Raw genomic sequence first — 20125 nt, 5'->3', positions numbered from 1 at the left:
CACCTGTCCCCCAGGTCAGACGCACACGTTCGCCGTGGCGATCCGCGCGATACTGGACGTTTGACTAAATATCGGTCCTGTAACCGCAGCGTTACATGTGCAACGGTTCCGTTGGCTCCGAGCCCTCCGCTATGTGCGTGCCGGATTGACCACATCGACCGCGGCCAGCGCTGCGGCGATCCGCGGCAGCACCTCCGGCGCAGTCATCTGCCAATGCGTGCTGGGCACGACATCGTTGTGCACACTGCCCGTGACGTGCTCCGCCCATCCGTCCGCGGCCAGAGCACCGGTGGGATCGTCCGCGCCGGCCGTGAGGAACTGCACGTCGCCGTCGAATACTGCGGGCGTATGACCCGCGAGCAGGCCCATGTCGCGGACGGCGTTGTCGACCAACGTTCGAACGAGGTCTGTCGCGGTTTCGACATCCATGGCGTACTGCCGGGCCAATCCGGCCGCAGCCGCGTCCAAGGTTCCGGTATCCATACCGGGCTCGTCGAAGATCTCGTCGTGGTGCACGATGCCCATGCCGCCAAGCAGATCGCGCACAGACAGCGCGGAGACCGCCCCCGTCTCCGCGGCCCGGACATGACTGTCGATCATGACGAGGCGGGCCACATGCTCACCGGATTGCTGTAGCTGTACCGCAATCTCGTGCGCGAGGACACCGCCGAGCGACCAGCCGAGCAAATGGTAGGGCCCGCTCGGTGCGATCGCACGGATCTCGGTGACGTAGCGCCGCGCCAGCTCGCGAAGTGTGTCGGGTCGGAACTTCTTGTCCGACAACGCCGGAGTCTGAATTCCGTAGATCGGGCGGTCCCGGTCGACGAGTCTGGACAGGCCGCCGTAGCACCACGCGAGCCCGACGATGGGGTGCACGCAGAAGATCGGCGCTTCGTCGCCGCCCGTGCGAATCGGTAGCACGACGCCCAGCCCCATGCCTTCCGCGCCCACGTCTCCTCCGAGTCGCCGGGCGATCGACGCAGGGGTGGGTTCGGAGAAGAGCCACTGCAGCGGCATGTCGAGACCCGCCTCGCGCAGCGCGGCGACGACGCGCACCGCGGACAACGAGTTCCCACCCAGGTCGAAGAAGTTGTCGTCCGCGCCGATGGTCACCACGCCGAGCACGCTCTCGAACGCCGCCGCAATAGAACGCTCGGTCGGCGTTGTCGGAATCCGGAACACCGCAGCCTCGAACACCGGCGCCGGCAACGCCTTACGATCCAGCTTGCCCGACGGGTTGAGTGGGAGGGCCTCGAGCACCAGCATCGACTCGGGCACCATGTAGGACGGCAACACCCGACCCAACTCGGCACGCACCTGCTGTGGGTCGATCTCGACACCCGCGGACGGAACGACGTAGGCCACGAGCCGGTCACCCAGATCGTCGGCCCGCACGATCGCGACCGACTGCTCCACCCCGGCCAGGCCCAGCAGGGCGGTCTCGATCTCGCCGAGTTCGATGCGCTGGCCACGGAACTTCACCTGGAAGTCGGTGCGCCCCAGGTAAACAAGTTCGGCGGTAGGAGCGGAGCCTGCGGAGCGACCATCGGGCACCGCGGTCCACCGCACGAGGTCGCCGGTGCGGTACATGCGCCCACCCGCCGGCCCGTATGGGTTGGCGAGGAACCGCTCCGCGGACAGGTCGGCGCGCCCGAAGTAGCCGCGTGCCAACTGCACACCGGCCAGGTAGAGCTCACCGGCGACACCGTCGGGGACAGGACGCAGTCGGGCGTCGAGCACGAACACCTGCGCATTCGATTCCGGCACACCGATGGAGATCGCTTCCGCATTGGCGGGTACCTCGACCGCGGTGATCGACACCGCCGCTTCGGTCGGCCCGTACAGGTTGTGTACCCGCGCCGTCGACACGCCCGCGAACGCGTGCACCGTTTCCACCGGTAGCGCCTCACCGATGACGAACACATCGCGCAGCGTCCCCAACTGCTCGGGCCGCGCTTGGCGCGCGAACAGCGCCAGCATCGAGGGCACGAAGTCGGTCAGCGTCACACCCTGTTCGGCCACCACTCGGCACAGGTAGGCCGGATCTCGATGCCCCTCCGGCGTCGCGATCACCAGCCGAGCACCCGCGGTGAACGGCACGGTGTTGGCCCACAATGACAGATCGAACGTTGTCGGCACCTTGTGCAGATACACATCTTCGGGCCCGATGCCGTATTCGTGAACCATCCACTGCGCCTGGTGCACGATCGCGCGATGGCTGACCGCCACACCCTTCGGCCGGCCCGTCGACCCCGAGGTGTAGATGACATAGGCGGTGTTGTCCGGGTACAGCAGTCCCACCCGATCCGCATCGGTCAGCGGCGCGGGCGAGAACTCCGACAGGTCGAGGGTGTCGACCCGTGCCACCGGACGACCCGCGGAAACGAATTCATCTCCACCGGTCGCCAGCACGAGCGCCGGATCAGCCGAAGACATAACGTATTCCACGCGTTCGGCGGGTTGATCCGGGTCGACCGGCACGTACACCCCACCCGCGGTCACCACCGCATACACCGCGGTGATGAAGTCCAGGCCGCGGCGCATCGCCAGCGCAACGCGGATCTCCGGCCCGACACCCTGCGAAACCAACCAACGCGCAAGCCGATTCACCCGGGCACCGAACTCGCCATAAGTCAGCGACTCATCCTCGAACACCACCGCGACCGCATTCGGCGATGCCGCCACATGGCGCTCGAGCGATCCGAACACCAACCCGCCCGGCAATACCGCCGCCGTGTCATTGCGCCCGACCAACACGAGGTCCCGCTCGGCGCTGTCGAGGATCTCGATATCTCCGACCGCGGCAGTCGAATCGGTGACGATCGAGGCGAGCAGACGCTCGAAGCGCTGCGCGAATGCCGCCACGGTCGATTCGTCGAATACGTCGGTCGCGAACGTCAGCACACCGCCGAGACCGGCCGGGGCGCCGTCCTCGTCGTAACTGTCACCGATGATCAGGTGCAGGTCGAACTGGGACGTACCCATCTCCGCCTCGAGCCCCGACACGGTCAACCCCGGCAACTCGAACCGGGACCGCGCCAAGTTCTGAAACGACATACCAACCTGGAACAACGGATGTCGTGCCTGCGACCGTGCTGGATTGAGCACCTCCACCAACCGCTCGAACGGCACATCCGCGTTCCCGAACGCAGCGAGATCGGTCTCGCGCACCCGTGCCAACAACTCCGCGAACGACAGCACGGGAACGACCTGAGCACGGAATACCAGCGTGTTGACGAACATGCCGATCAGGTCGTCGAGCTCGCGCTCACCGCGACCCGCGATCGGAGTCCCGATCGCAATGTCCTCGTTCCCCGACAGGCGGGCCAGCAACACCGCCAACGCGGCATGCATCACCATGAACAGCGTCGCATCATGGGAGCGCGCCACTTCGACGAGCTCCGCGTGCAGCTGCGCGGACAACGCGATAGGCACCCGCCCGCCCCGGAACGACTGCACCGCCGGTCGCGGCCGATCCAGCGGCAGGTCCAGCTCCTCGGGCAGACCGGTCAACTGTGTTGTCCAGTAGTCGATCTGGCGTGCGACGAGCGATTCGGGATCGTTCTCGTCACCGAGTGCCTCGCGCTGCCACAGGGCGTAATCGGCGTACTGCACCGGCAGCGGCGCCCAGCCCGGCGCCTCACCCCGAGCCCGGGACTCGTAGGCCAGCATTACATCGCGGGTCAGCGGCGCCATCGACGAACCGTCGGACGACACGTGATGCACCACCACCACCAACATGAACTCACCCGGGGAATCGGAGATCTCGAGCAGGTGCACGCGCGCCGGGACCGCCTCGGTCACATCGAAACCGGCCACCGCCAAAGCGGTCACCCGGTCGATGGCGGTGTCGGCGGTTACCGTCTCGACCACCAGATCCACACCAGCATCGGCCGCCCGCAACACCAACTGCACCGGCGCGCCGTCGATCTCGGGGTAGATGGTGCGCAGCGACTCGTGCCGCGCCACCACATCGGTGACCGCCAATCGCAGTGCAGCAGTGTCGAGTGCACCCGACAACCGGATCGCCATCGGGATGTTGTAGGCCGGCGACTCCGGATCCATCCGGTTGAGGAACCACATCCGCGTCTGGGCCAACGACAACGGGATCCGCTCCGGGCGCTCCCGCGCCACCAGCGCGACCCGCGCCGCCCCGGTGTGCGACTCCACCGCCACCGCAAGATGTTCCACGGTGGAGGCCTCGAACAACACCCGCACCGGGATGGTCGCATCCAGGACCTGGCCCAGGCGAGAGGTGACCTGCATGCCCAACAGGCTGTTGCCGCCGAGGGCGAAGAAGTCATCGTCCAGACCGACCCGCTCGATCCCGAGGGCTTCGGCGAACACCCCCGCGACGGCCTGCTCGATCGGGGTGGTCGGGGCACGGAACACCGCGACCTCGAACACCGGTGCCGGCAACGCCTTGCGATCCAGCTTGCCCGACGGGTTCAGCGGGAACGAATCCAGGATCATGATCTGCTCGGGCACCATGTACGACGGCACCCGCGCGGCGACGAACCGGCGCAGCTGCTCCGCATCGGTGGAGGCATCGGCCACGACGTAGCCGACGAGGCGGTCGGTGATGACGTCGTTGTGCACGACCACGACCGACTGGGTGACGGCGTCGAAGGTGAGCAGTGCCGTCTCGATCTCGCCGAGTTCGATCCGCAGACCACGCAGCTTCACCTGGAAATCGGTACGGCCGAGATACTCGATTTCACCCGACCCGCTCCAGCGCACGAGGTCACCGGTGCGGTACATCCGCTCGCCGGCCTGGCCGTATGGGTTGGTGACGAACCGGTCCGCCGTCAGATCCGCCCGACCCAGATAGCCGCGGGCCAACTGCACACCGGCCAGGTACAACTCACCCGGCACCCCGACCGGCACCGGCCGCAACCGCGCATCGAGCACGAACACCTCGGTGTTGAACACTGGCGCACCGATCGGCACCGTGACGGTGTCCGCATCGGTGACTTCGTGGAACGTCACATCGACCGCGGCCTCGGTCGGGCCGTACAGGTTGTGCAACCCGGTCCCCGGGACCACCGTGCGCAACCGCTGCGCCACATCACCGGTCAACGCCTCACCCGAAGCGAACACCCGCGTCACCGACGGGCACGACCCCGCGGTCACCGCACCAACGAACGCCGCCATCATCGAGGGCACGAAATGCAGCGTCGTCACCGACTCGCGTTCGATCAGCCCCGCCAGATACACCGGATCCCGATGGCCATCCGGCGCCGCCACCACCAGACGCGCGCCCACACCGAAGGCCCAGAACAACTCCCACACCGACACATCGAAGGTGACCGGCGTCTTCCACAACACCACATCCGACTCGTTCAAGCGGTAGGCGGACTGCATCCACTCCAGGCGGTTCACGATCGCGGCGTGCGTCACCGCGACACCCTTCGGGCGACCCGTCGACCCCGACGTGTAAATCACATACGCCGTGTTACCCGCACGCAGCGGCGCCGTGCGTTCGGCATCGCCGATCCGTGCATCCGAGTACCCGCTCAGGTCGAGCGAGTCGACGAACAATGCAGGCCGATCACCCAGGTCCACGTCGTCGCCGGTCGTCGACAGAATCGCCACCGGATCAGCGGAATCGAGCACATAGGCGATCCGGTCGGCCGGATGATCCGGATCGACCGGGACGTAGGCACCACCCGCCGTCACAATGGCGTAGATCGCGGTCAACAAATCCGTGCCACGCCGCATCGCCACGGTAACCCGCGATTCCGGACCCACGCCCAGCGAGATCAGATGCCGCGCAAGCCGGTTCACCCGCCCAGCGAACTCGGCATACGACAGTTCCGCGCCTTCGAACACCACGGCGGCGGCATCCGGCGTGGCGGCCACGGTCTGCTCGAACCGGTCGAGCAGCAGTCCGTCGAACGCACCCACATTCGTGGCGTTCCAGTCCGAGACGACCAGCGCCCGTTCGGCCGGGGTCAGCAGTTCCACGTCGCCGACGGCCACGCTCGGGTCGGCGGTGACCGCGTCGAGCACCCGGACCAGGCGCTGCCCGAACCCGGCCACGGTGGCCTCGTCGAACAGATCCGTCGCATAGGTCAGCGTCCCGCCGTACCCGGCGCCGCCGGGATCCGCACCGAGGGTGACAAGAAGGTCGAACTTGGCTGTGTCCGTCGGGTTCTCGACACCCTCGATCGTGAGACCAGCGATCTCGAACCGGGTCTGCTCGAAATTCTGGAACGCCAGCATCACCTGGAACAGCGGATTGCGTGCCTGCGAACGCGCCGGGTCGATGATCTCGACGAGCCGTTCGAACGGCACATCCGCATGCCCGAACGCACCCAGATCGGTTTCCCGCGTCCGCGCCAGCAGGTCGGCGAACGACCCGCCCCCATCCACACCGGTGCGCAGCACCAGCGTGTTGACGAACATGCCGACCATGTCGTCGAGCTCGCGCGCACCACGACCCGCCACCGGGGTACCAATCGCAATATCGTTCATCCCGGACAGCCGCGACAGTGCCACCGCGAGCGCGGCATGCACGACCATGAACGGTGTCGCGTTCAAGCGGCGGCCGAGTTCTTCGATGCGCGCACCCAACTCGGCGTCGATCCCGAACCCGACCTCGGCGCCGGCGAACGACGCGATATGCGGGCGCGGGCGATCGGCCGGGAATGAGATCTCCTCCGGCAGGCCGGCAAGCTCACGAGTCCAGTAGGACAGCTGCTGCGAGATCACCGATTCCGGGTCGTCCTCGGAGCCGAGCACCTGCCGCTGCCACAACGCGTAGTCGGCGTACTGCACCGGTAGCGGTGCCCAGCCGGGCTCCGTGCCGCGGGCGCGTGCCTCGTAGGACACCATCACGTCGCGTGCGAGCGGACCGACCGACGCACCGTCACCGGAGATGTGGTGCATCACCACGGCGAGCAGATGCTCGTCGGCGGCGAGACGGAAAAGCGCTACCCGGAACGGGGTTTCGCGCGTGACGTCGAAGCCGCGCAACAGAAACTCACGGACCGCATCGATCGCACGGGCCGGATCCACCTCGACCGGCGTTGCATCGGGGGTCGCGTCCGCGCTCGGGAGGACCACCTGATGGCCGACGCCGTCCACCTCGGGGTAGATCGTGCGCAGCGTCTCCTGCCGCTCGACGAGATCGGTGACGGCACGCTGCAACGCATCGGTATCCACTGGGCCGGTGATGCGCAGCACGGCCGGGATGTTGTCCACCGCAGAACCGGGGTTGAGTCGGTTCAGGAACCACATCCGGGTCTGGGCCAACGACAACGGGATCTGCTCGGGGCGCGGTTGCGGCACCAACGCCACCCGACCGGTGTCGGTGTGCGACTCGACCGCTACCGCAAGGTGTTCCACGGTGGACGCCTCGAACAGGACGCGCACCGGAACCGTGGCATCCAATGACGCACCAAGACGCGAAACCACCTGCATCGCCAGCAGGCTGTTGCCACCGAGGGCGAAGAAGTCGTCGTCCAAGCCCACGCGGTCGAGGCCGAGGACCTCGGCGAACACCCCCGCGACGACCTGCTCGATCGGGGTGGTCGGGGCACGGAACACCGCGACCTCGAACACCGGCGCCGGCAACGCCTTACGGTCCAGCTTGCCCGACGGGTTGAGCGGGAACGAATCCAGGATCATGATCTGCTCGGGCACCATGTACGACGGCACCCGCGCAGCAACGAAAGCACGGATCTGCTCCGGATCGCTGGCGGCGTCGCCCACCACGTAGCCGACCAGGCGATCGGTGATGCCGTCGTTGTGGACGATGACGACGGATTGCGTCACGTCCTCGAAGGCGAGCAGGGCGGTCTCGATCTCACCGAGTTCGATCCGCAGACCACGCAGCTTCACCTGGAAATCGGTGCGGCCGAGGTAGTCGATTTCGCCTGACCCGTTCCACCGGACCAGGTCACCGGTGCGATACATCCGCTCGCCGGCCTGGCCGTATGGGTTGGTGACGAACCGATCCGCGGTCAGATCCGCCCGACCCAGGTAGCCACGGGCCAACTGCACACCGGCCAGGTACAACTCACCCGGCACCCCGACCGGCACCGGCCGCAACCGCGCATCGAGCACGAACACCTCGGTGTTGAACACCGGCGCACCGATCGGCACCGTGACGGTGTCCGCATCGGTGACTTCGTGGAACGTCACGTCGACCGCGGCCTCGGTCGGGCCGTACAGGTTGTGCAACCCGGTGCTCGGCACCACCGTGCGCAACCGCTGTGCCACATCACCGGTCAACGCCTCACCGGAAGCGAACACCCGCGTCACCGACGGCACCGACCCCGCCGTCACCGCACCAACAAAGGCCGCCATCATCGACGGCACGAAGTGCAGCGTCGTCACCGACTGCTCGGCGATCAAGCCTGCCAGATACACCGGATCCCGATGACCATCCGGCGCCGCAACCACCAGACGCGCACCCACACCGAAGGCCCAGAACAACTCCCACACCGACACGTCGAACGTGACCGGCGTCTTCCACAACACCGCATCTGCGCCACCGAGTGTGTACGCCGCCTGCATCCACTCCAAACGGTTCACGATCGCGGCGTGCGTCACCGCGACACCCTTCGGGCGACCCGTCGAACCCGACGTGTAAATCACATATGCCGTGTTGTCCGCGCGCAGCGACGCGACCCGATCCGCGTCCGTGATCGGATCCGCCGAGTACCCCGACACATCGAGGGTGTCCACGTAAAGCACAGTCCGATCGCCGGCATCGAATTCATCGCGCAGCGTCGTCAGCACGGCCACCGGATCCGCGGAATCGAGCACATACGCGATCCGGTCGGGCGGATGATCCGGATCCACCGGCACATACGCACCACCCGCCGTCACAATGGCGTAGATCGCGGTCAACAAATCCGTGCCACGCCGCATCGCCACGGTAACCCGCGACTCCGGACCCACGCCCAGCGAGATCAGATGCCGCGCAAGCCGGTTCACCCGCCCAGCGAACTCGGCATACGACAGTTCCGCGCCTTCGAACACCACGGCGGCGGCATCCGGCGTGGCGGCCACGGTCTGCTCGAACCGATCCAGCAGCAGTCCGTCGAACACACCCACACCAGTCGCGTTCCAGTCCGAGAGGAGCACGTCCCGCTCGGTGGGGTCGAGGATGTCGACATCCCCGACCGGGATGTCGGTGTTTGCGGTGACGGTCGCCAGTACCCGCAGGAGCCGGACGGCGAGTGTCTCGATCTCGGTGGTGCCGAACACGGCAAGGTCGTATTTGAAGTCGACCACGAGTTGGGTCTCGAGGTTGACCAGCACGGTGAGCGGGTAGTGCGAGCCGTCGAGGATGTCGACGCCGGTGACCTGCATCCCGTCGAGTGCGGAACCGGCCTCGCTCAGCGCGGCCTGATCGACCGGGTAGGACTCGAACACGAACAGCGTGTTGAACAACGCCGCCACGCCCGCGGCGTGGTGAATATCGGTCAGGCCGAGATAGTGATGCTCGAGCAGGCCGGCCTGCTCGAACTGCAACCGCGCCAGCAACTCCGACACCGTGGCGTCCGCCGCGATGCGGACCCGGACCGGGATGGTGTTGATGAACAAACCCACCATCGACTCGACCCCGGCCACCTCCGCCGGACGACCCGACACGGTCGCACCGAACACCACATCCGAGGACCCGGTCATCGCGCCGAGCAGGATCGCCCACGCCGCCTGCACCATCGTGTTGACCGTGACACCCAGCCCGGCCGCGACCTTGGCCAGGCGCGCTGTCTCGGCTTCGGACAACTCCACACCGACCTTGCCGGCACCCGACACGGCCGGGCGCGGGCCCGCGGACTCGAGCAGCGTCGGTCCCTCGACGTCTTCGAGCGCCTGCTTCCACGTAGCCAGCGACTGCTCGCGGTCCCGCTCGGCCAGCCACACCAGGAAGGTGCGGTAGTCGCGCACCCGCGGCAGCACCGACTGGTCGCCGCTGACTGCATAGAGCACCAGCAGGTCCCGCATCAACAGTGGCATCGACCAGCCGTCGAGCAGGATGTGGTGCACGGTCACACCGAGCTGCCACGCGTCGTGCCCGGTCCGGATCAGGGCGAACCGGATCAGTGGCGGACGGGTCATGTCGAACCCGTCGGCCTGGTCGGCGGCCAGTACCGCCCGCACCTGCTCGGCCCGCTCCCCCTCCGCGACACCGGTCACATCCAGCTCGCGCCACGGCACATCGACCCGGTCGAGCACCAGCTGTACCGCGGTCCCCGACGAGTCGGTGACGAACGCGGTCCGCAGGTTCGTGTACCGCTCGGTCAACGCCTGCGCCGCCGAACGCAACCGCTCGGCGTCGACATAGCCACCCAGGTGCAGCGTCGCCTGCATCGTGTAGATATCGGCGGCGTCGTCGGCGGTGAGCATGGCGTGGAACCGCATGCCGGACTGCAGCGGCGACAGCTGCCACACATCGGTCAGGTTGGGGTAGCGCTGTTCCCAGCCGTCGATGTCGGTCTGGCCCACCGCGACCAGCGGCAGATCGGACGGTGTCAGGCCACCGGCATTCGGCGCCGCACTGTGCTGCGCGAGCCCGCGCAACGCGTCGCTCCAGAGGTCCGCGAGTTCGGCCACGTCGGCGCGGTCGATCACCCCGCGCGGGAACGTGAATCCGGCACCGAGCACACCGTCCTCGCCGACGATCGCGTTGATGTCGATCACCGCATGCACCGGAATGCTCGACTCGACCTGCGAGGACAATTCCCCCAGCGCCGGTGAGAATCCCCACCCGATATCGGCGAGGGCGGCCGGCACCTCGGCCCCACCGACCCGGCCGAGATAGTTGAAGCTGACCTGGCCCTGCGGCAGCGTGTCGAGCACTGCACCAACGGGATTGAAGTGACGCAGCAGTCCGTAGCCCATGCCCCGATCGGGGATGGTGAGCAGCTGCTCCTTGACCGCCTTGATTGCCTCGCCCGCGGCCATGCCACCGGCGAAGGCGTCGGCGAGGTCGATCCCGGCCAGATCGGCGCGCACCGGGTAGGCACTGGTGAACCAGCCCACCGTCCGCGACAGGTCTGCGCCCGGAATCAGGGTTTCCTCGCGGCCGTGGCCTTCCATCCGGACCAGCGCCGAGGAAAGGTCGACACCTCGTTTGCGTCGCCACGTCACCAGCGCCATCGCCAATGCCGCCAACAGGCCGTCGTTCACACTGGCGCGGTACAACTCCGGCAGATCACGCAGCACGGCGTCGGCCACCTCGGCCGGGATCTCCACATCGACCCGGTCCACGGTGGACCCGATGTCTACTGTGGGATCCAGGGACCGCGAGCCGAGCAGCGGATCCGCGACGTCGAGCACCTCGCGCCACAGGTCCAGCTCTGTCGCGCGAGCAGGCGCGAGCGCCTCTTCGGCCAGGGCGTGGGTCCAGCGGCGCATCGACGTACCGACCGGCGCCAGCGCCACCGGATGACCCGCACTCAACTGCGACCACGCAATCGCCATGTCCGGCACCAGAATCCGCCACGACACACCATCGACCACGAAGTGATGGCCAACGATGTAGAGCACACCGTGCCGGTCGGCACCGAAGTCGAACCACAGGAACCGCACCAGGTCACCGGTCTGCGGGTCCAGTTCCCGCAGGGCCGCATCGGCGGCCTGCGACGCGATCGCGTTCAGCTCGGCGTCCTCGATATCCGCCGGCACCGGGTAATGCCGGAGCCAGTCCGCCACCTCGACCGACCCGACCGGACGGGCCTCGAACACCCACTCACCCGCATCATCTCGGTGCAGGGTGGCCCGCAGCATGTCGTGCGCATCCACCACCGCAGCAACGGTTTTGGTCAACAACTCGAGGTCCATCGACGCCGGAACCTGCACCGGCACCGCCTGATTAAATGTGCGGTAATCGCCGCCGCTCTCCAGGAACCCACGCATTACGGGCGTCAACGGCAGCCGTCCCACACCGCCACCGGGCAACTCGGGAAGCTGGACAATCTCGACCGTGTCGTCATCGAACACCGCGACCTCGGCCAAACCGGCCACCGTGCGCTGCTCGAACACATCCCGCGGGGAGAACCGGATCCCCCGCGCACGCGCCCGCGACACGAACTGGATCGAGACGATGCTGTCGCCACCCATGGCGAAGAACGAATCATCGACACTGACCGACGCCAGACCCAGGACCTCGGCCATCACCTCGGCAATTCCCTGCTCGAGCGGTGTCGTGGCGGCCCGGAATACCGCGGCCTCGAACACCGGCTCCGGCAACGCCTTACGATCCAGCTTCCCGATCGGAGTGAGCGGCACCTGCTCGATCACCACGAACGCCGAAGGCACCATATGCCCCGGCAACCGGTCCCCAACGAATCCCGCGAGGACGCTCGTATCGATCACCGCACCCGACGCGGGCTGCACATACGAGACCAGCACCGTGGCACCCGAATCCAACTGGCGACCCAACGTCACCGCGAACTGCACCGACTGGTGCGAGGCCAGTACCGCATCGATCTCACCGAGCTCGACCCGGAAACCACGGATCTTCACCTGGAAATCGCTACGACCGACGAACTCCAACGCACCATCACGACGCCACCGCACCAAATCGCCGGTGCGGTACATCAACTCACCGCCCGCAGTGAACGGATTCGCCACGAACCGTTCGGCGGTCAGACCCGCCCGATCGTGATACCCCCGCGCCAACGCGTCACCGCACAGGTACAGCTCACCCGCCGCACTCACCGGGACCGGCCGCAGCCGGGCATCGAGCACCAACGCCGACATCCCCGTGACCGGCGTACCGATCGTCACCGGACCAGCCGCCTCGAGCTCTGCGTAGGAGGAGATGATCGTGGTCTCGGTCGGGCCGTACCCGTTGAAATACCGGCGACCCGGCGCCCAGCGCGCCACCAACTCCGGCGTCGAGACGTCACCACCGACCGACACCACCGCGAACTCGGTCAACCCCGCCGGATCCATCGTGCCCAGCACCGCCGGGGTGATGATCGAATGCGTCACCCGCTCCGCGGCGAGCAACTCGGTCAACTCGACCCCACCGATCACCCCCGCCGGCACGATCACCAGCGTCGCACCTGACGAGAACGCCGCGGTCCATTCCAGCACCGACGGATCGAAACTCGGCGAACACACATGCAGGAAACGCGAATCCGCGCTCACCCCGTACAACCCGGTCGCGTATGCGGTGACACCGGCCAGGCCGGCATGGGTGACCGCGACACCTTTCGGGCGCCCCGTCGAACCCGAGGTGTAAATCATGTACGCCGTGTTCGACACGCGCACCGACGCGAGCCGATCCGCATCCGTCACCGCATCGGCGGAGTACTCCGCAAGGCCCCTGTCGGTTTCCGGCGCGTCCAGCTCGAGCCACTCGAAACCGTCGGCCGGCAGCGCGCGGACGAACTCGGACCCTGTGATACCCAGCAGAGCAGCCGAATCCGACAGCATGTACCCGACACGATCAGTCGGATACGTCGGATCCACCGGCACATACGCCGCACCGGTCTTCGCGACCGCCCACACCGCCAGCACCATGTCGTAGGAGCGCGGCAACGCCAGCGCCACAATGTTTTCCGGACCGATGCCGCGTCCGATCAGCAGTCGCGCCAACCGGTTCGACGACTCGTCCAGCTCCGCATAGGAATACGACCGGCCCTCGAATCGCACCGCGACCGCTTCCGGCGACGACACCACCGACGCCGTCAACAACTCCGGCAACAACCCGACCGGCATCGCCCCCGCACCCGCCACCCGGGTCAGTGCGGCAACCTCACCCGCATCGAGGATCTCGACATCCCCCACTAACACAGCGGGATTCGTGACGAATGCCTCGAACACCCGGACCAGGCGCCGACCGAAATCGGCCATCGACACCTCGTCGAAGAGTTCCGTCGCATAAGTCAGAGCGCCCGTCATCCCACCAGCACCGGACTCCGACAACGTGACCTGCAGATCGAATTTCGCGGTATCGATAGCGGCGTCGATCCCCGAGACCGTCAACCCTGGGAGATCGAACCGCGTCGCGCCCAGGTTCTGGAACGACAACGCCACCTGGAACAACGGATGCCGCGCCTGGGACCGAGCCGGGTTCAGTACCTCGACCAGCCGCTCGAACGGCACGTCCGCATGCCCGAACGCGCCGAGGTCGGTGTCGCGCACGCCCGCAAGCAGATCGGTGAACGACTCCCCACGGTCCACGCCGGTGCGCAGCACCAGGGTATTGACGAACATGCCGATCAGGTCATCGAGTTCACGCTCACCGCGACCCGCAATCGGCGTACCGATCGCCACATCGTTGGTCCCGGACAAGCGCGCGAGCAGCACTGCGAGCGCGGTATGCACGACCATGAACAGCGTCGCGTCGTGCGCCCGCGCCACCTCGACCAGCGCGGCATGCAGTTTGGCGGGCACCTCGAACCCGACCGTGGCACCACGGCCCGAGGCTACCGCCGGCCGCGGCCGATCGAACGGCAGCCCAAGCTCGTCGGGCACACCCACGAGTTGGGTTGTCCAGTAGTCGATCTGACCGGCGATCAGCGACTCGGGATCGTCCTCGGAGCCGAGCACCGCACGCTGCCATAACGCGAAGTCGGCGTACTGCACGGGCAACGGGGACCAGCCGGGCAGTTCGCCGCGGGTGCGGGATTCATAGGCCAGCATCACATCTCGCGCGAGCGGACCCACCGAGAATCCATCGGTGGCGATGTGATGCAGCACCATCACCAACACGAACACGTCGGTGGCGTCTGCGACGTCGGTGACATCGTTGACGTCTGCGACGTCGGTGATCCGGAACAACCGCGCCCGCACCGGCACCTGCTCGATCACGTCGAACCCGCGACCCACGAACCCGGCCACCGCGCCGAAGAGTTCCGCTTCGGTGACCGACACCGGCGCGAGATCCAATACGACCTGCTCGGGCGACAACACCTTCTGGTAGCCGACACCATCGATCTCCGGGTAAACCGTGCGCAGCGACTCGTGCCGCCCCATCACATCGGTCACCGCCGATTGCAGAGCAGCAGTGTCGAGTGCACCCGACAAGCGGATTGCCGTCGGGATGTTGTAGGCCGCCGACTCCGGATCCAACCGGTTCAAAAACCACATCCGCGACTGCGCCAACGACAACGGCACCCGCGCCGGGCGTGCCTGGGGCACCAACGCCACCCGCCCGGTGCCGGTGTGCGACTCGACTGCTACCGCAAGATGTTCCACGGTCGAGGCGTCGAACAACACCCGCACCGGGATGGTCGCATCCAGGACCTGGCCCAGGCGAGAAGTGACTTGCATGCCCAACAGGCTGTTGCCGCCGAGGGCGAAGAAATCGTCATCCAAGCCCACGCGCTCGAGGCCGAGGACCTCGGCGAACACCCCCGCGACGGCCTGCTCGATCGGGGTGGTCGGGGCACGGAACACCGCGACCTCGAACACCGGTGCCGGCAACGCTTTGCGATCCAGCTTGCCCGACGGGTTGAGCGGGAACGAATCCAGGATCATGATCTGCTCGGGCACCATGTACGAGGGCACCCGCGCCGCGACGAACCGGCGCAGCTGCTCCGCATCGGTGGCGGCATCGGCCACGACGTAGCCGACGAGGCGATCGGTGATGCCGTCGTAGTGGACCAGCACCACCGACTGCGTCACCCCGTCGAAGGCGAGCAGTGCGGCTTCGATCTCACCGAGCTCGATGCGCAGACCACGCAGCTTCACCTGGAAATCGGTGCGGCCCAGATAGTCGAGCTCACCTGACCCGTTCCACCGGACCAGGTCACCGGTGCGATACATCCGCTCGCCGGCCTGGCCGTACGGGTTGGTCACGAACCGGTCCGCCGTCAGATCCGCCCGACCCAGATAGCCGCGGGCCAACTGCACACCCGCCAGATACAACTCACCCGGCACCCCGACCGGGACCGGACGCAACCGGGCATCGAGCACGAACACCTCGGTGTTGAACACCGGCGCACCGATCGGCACGCTCACCGTGTCCGCGTCGGTCACCTCGTGGAACGTCACATCGACGGCGGCCTCGGTCGGGCCGTACAGGTTGTGCAACCCGGTGCTCGGCACCACCGTGCGCAACCGCTGCGCGACATCACCGGTCAACGCTTCACCCGAGGCGAACACCCGCCGCACCGACGGGCACGACCCCGCCGTCACCGCACCCACAAACGCCGCCATCATCGAGGGCACGAAATGCAGCGTCGTCACCGACTCGCGTTCGATCACACCGGCCAAATACACCGGGTCGCGGTGCCCGTCCGGCGCCGCAACCACCAGACGCGCACCCACACCCAATGCCCAGAACAACTCCCACACCGACACATCGAAGGTGACCGGCGTCTTCCACAACACCACATCCGAACCATCGAGTGTGTACGCCGCCTGCATCCACTCCAGACGGTTCACGATCGCGGCGTGCGTCACCGCGACACCCTTCGGGCGACCCGTCGACCCCGACGTGTAAATCACATACGCCGTGTTCTCCGCGCGCAGCGGCGCCACCCGATCCACATCAGTAACCCGCGCATCCGAGTACCCGCTCAGGTCGAGCGAGTCGACGAACAACACCGACCGGTCTCCCAGGTCCACGTCGTCGGTGGTGGTCGACAGAATCGCTACCGGATCAGCGGAATCGAGCACGTAGGCGATGCGGTCGGCCGGATGATCCGGATCCACCGGCACATACGCACCACCCGCAGCGACCACCGCATGAATCCCGACCAGCAGATCCACTCCCCGACCCATCGCCGTCGCGACACGCGACTCGGCTCCGACACCGAGCGAAATCAGATGCCGAGCAAGCCGGTTGACCCGACCAGCGAACTCCCCATACGTCAGCGCCGCACCCTCGAACACCACCGCAACCGCATCCGGAGACGCCGACACCGCCCGCTCGAAACTGTCACGCAGCAACCCCGACACACCCGGTACCGCCGTGTCGTTCCATTTCTGCAGGATTTTCGACTGCTCGGCGGCATCGAGCAACGCCACATCGCCCACCGCCACACGCGGATCGGCCACCATCGCGCCGAACACCCGGACCAGCCGCGCCGCGATGGTCGCGACGGTTCCTTCGTCGAAAAGATCACGCGCAAATGAGATCTCACCGGATATACCCGCGTGCTCGGACGATCCCGGAGTGTTCTCGGCGAGGCTGAACTGCAGGTCGAACTTCGCCGACTCGATACCGGCGTCGAGTCCCGACATCGACAGGCCGGGCAGCTCGAACGCCGTGTGGGCGAAGTTCTGGAACGTCAGCATCACCTGGAACAATGGATGTCTCGCTTGGGACCGTGCCGGGTTGAGCACCTCCACCAAACGTTCGAACGGCACGTCGGCATGCCCGAACGCCGCCACATCCGTCTCGCGCGTGCGTGCCAACAGATCCGTGAACGACTGGGCACCGTTGACGCCGGTGCGCAACACCAGGGTGTTGACGAACATGCCGATCAGGTCGTCGAGCTCGCGCTCACCGCGACCCGCGATCGGGGTGCCGATCGCCACATCGTCGCCACCGGAAAGGCGGGCCAGCAGCACCGCCAGGGCGGCGTGCACCACCATGAACAGCGTCGCCTCGTGCGTGCGGGCCAACTCCACCAAACCGGCGTGCAGTTCGGCAGGCACCTCGAACGGCACCCGCCCACCCCGATACGACGCCACCGTCGGCCGCGGCCGGTCCAATGGCAACCCCAGCTCGTCCGGCAGATCCGCGAGTTGGGTTGCCCAGTAGTCGATCTGGCGCGCAATCAGCGACTCGGGATCGTCCTCGGAGCCGAGGACCTGGCGCTGCCACAAGGCGAAGTCGGCGTACTGCACCAGCAGCGGGGACCAGCCCGGGGCCTCGCCCCGCGAGCGGGACTCGTAGGCGATCATCACATCCCGCGCCAATGGGCCCATCGACACGCCATCGGCGGTGATGTGGTGTGCGGCGACGACCAGGACGTGTTCGTTGCCGGCGACCGCGAACAGCTTCGCCCGAACCGCGGCCTCGCGGGTCACGTCGAATCCTCGGGACACGAACACCGAAATCGATTGCAGAAGTTCGTGTTCGGTGACGGTGACCGCCGCGAGATCCGTCACCACGTCCAGTACCGGCAGCACGACCTGCGCCGGGACCCCGTCGACCTCCGGGTAGATCGTGCGCAGCGACTCGTGCCGGCCCACCACATCGGCCACCGCCGATTGCAGTGCAGCAGTATCGAGTTCACCCGACAGCCGGATCGCCATCGGAATGTTGTACGCCGCCGACTCCGGATCCAGCCGGTTCAAAAACCACATCCGCGACTGCGCCAGCGACAACGGCACCCGCTCCGGCCGCGGACCCGCCACCAACGCCACCCGCCCCGCACCCGCATGCGACTCCACCGCCACCGCGAGGCGTTCCACCGTCGGCGCCTCGAAGATCACCCGCACCGGGATCGTGGTGTCCAATGCAGCACCCAGGCGGGACATCATCTGCGTCGCCACCACGCTGTTGCCGCCCAGAGCGAAGAAATCGTCGTCCAGACCGACCTGATCGATCCCGAGGACCTCGGCGAACACCCCCGCCACCACCTGCTCGATGGGTGTCGTCGGCGCCCGGAACACTGCCGCCTCGAACACCGGCTCAGGCAGAGCCTTGCGATCCAGTTTGCCGTTGGGGGTCAACGGAATCGCGTCGATGACCATGATCGATGAGGGCACCATGTGGGCTGGGAGGTTCCGAGCGACATGCTCGCGCACGGTATCGACGTCGACAACGGCGCCATCGACAGGCACGACGTAGCCGGCGAGCGTCACCACGCCCGTTCGCCCGGTGTGACCGACCGTCACCGCGAAATCGACTGACTCGTGAGTCTGTAGCGCCGCATCGATCTCACCGAGCTCGATGCGGAACCCACGCACCTTCACCTGGAAATCCGAGCGGCCCAGATAGTCGAGATCACCGGATTCGCTCCACCGCACGAGATCCCCGGTGCGATACATCCGCTCGCCTGCCACAAACGGGTTGGCCACGAACCGCTCCGCGGTCAACCCCCGCCGCTCGTGATAGCCACGCGCCAACATCGGACCCGACAGATACAACTCACCGACCGCCCCCACCGGCACCTGATGCAATCGCCCATCGAGCACCCAGGAAGCAGTGTTGCGAATCGCCTTCCCGATATTCACCCGACCACCGGCCACCAGCGGGGCACTGATGTTCGTGACCACCGTTGTCTCGGTCGGGCCGTAGCCGTTGACGAACCAACGACCCGGCGCCCACACCTCGACCAGCTCCGGCGGACAGGCCTCACCGCCCACCACCACGGTCTCCACCAGGTCGAGGGCAGTCGGGTCAACCGTCGCTAGTACGGTCGGCGTCATGAGCAGGTGCGTCACCGACTGCTCCCGCACAAAGCTCGCCAACTCGGCGCCGCCGACCAGGTCGATCGGAGCCACGACCAGAGTGGCCGCGGCACCGACTGCGAGCAGCATTTCCGCTACGGCGACGTCGAAGCTCGGCGAAGCGAAGTGCAGGACTCGCGACTGCGCCGTCGCCCGGTAGTACTCGCACTGACTCTCGCACAACGACGCGAGCCCACCGTGCGTGACCAGCACGCCCTTCGGCCGCCCGGTCGATCCCGATGTGTAGATCACATACGCGGGGTGCTCGGCGCGCAGCACCGCCACCCGGTCCGCATAGGTCACCGGATCCGAAGACTCCGCCGCAACACACGCCTCGATAGCGGGATCGTCGATGACGATCCATTCGGTCCGGTCACCGAGGACCGGCGCGAACGCCGTCGTGGTGAGACCGATGCCGGCGTTGGAGTCGGCCAACATGTACTCGATGCGCGCCTGCGGATAGTTCGGGTCCACCGGCACGTACGCCGCACCGGTCTTGGCCACTGCCCATACTGCGACCACCGATTCCAACGACCGACGAATCCCGATCGCCACCGCCGACTCCGGCCCAACACCCCGACCGATCAACAATCGCGCGAGACGCGACGACAACTCATCGAGTTCGGCATAACTCAGCGACCGATCGCCCGCCACCACCGCCACACCGGTCGGATTCGCCTCGACCGCGACCTCCAGCAACTGCGGCAGCAGCGGCACGCGCGAGCCGCGGGACGGCCGATCTGGGCGACGACGACGCGCGCGTGCACGCGGGGGGACGTTCGTCGGCTCCATCTAGTTGCTT

1 protein-coding gene is annotated in these 20125 nt (G+C 66.9%); it reads right to left on the bottom strand.

Features of this window, described 5'->3' with window-relative positions:
• Positions 1-129: 129 nt before the first annotated feature.
• Positions 130-20115, bottom strand: a complete 19986-nt coding sequence (locus OG921_RS17405; RefSeq protein WP_266113748.1) for a non-ribosomal peptide synthetase — start codon at positions 20113-20115, stop codon at positions 130-132.
• Positions 20116-20125: the final 10 nt, after the last annotated feature.

Source organism: Aldersonia sp. NBC_00410 (assembly GCF_026342035.1).
GTDB lineage: Bacteria > Actinomycetota > Actinomycetes > Mycobacteriales > Mycobacteriaceae > Aldersonia.
This window is presented reverse-complemented; position numbering and strand designations above follow the sequence as displayed.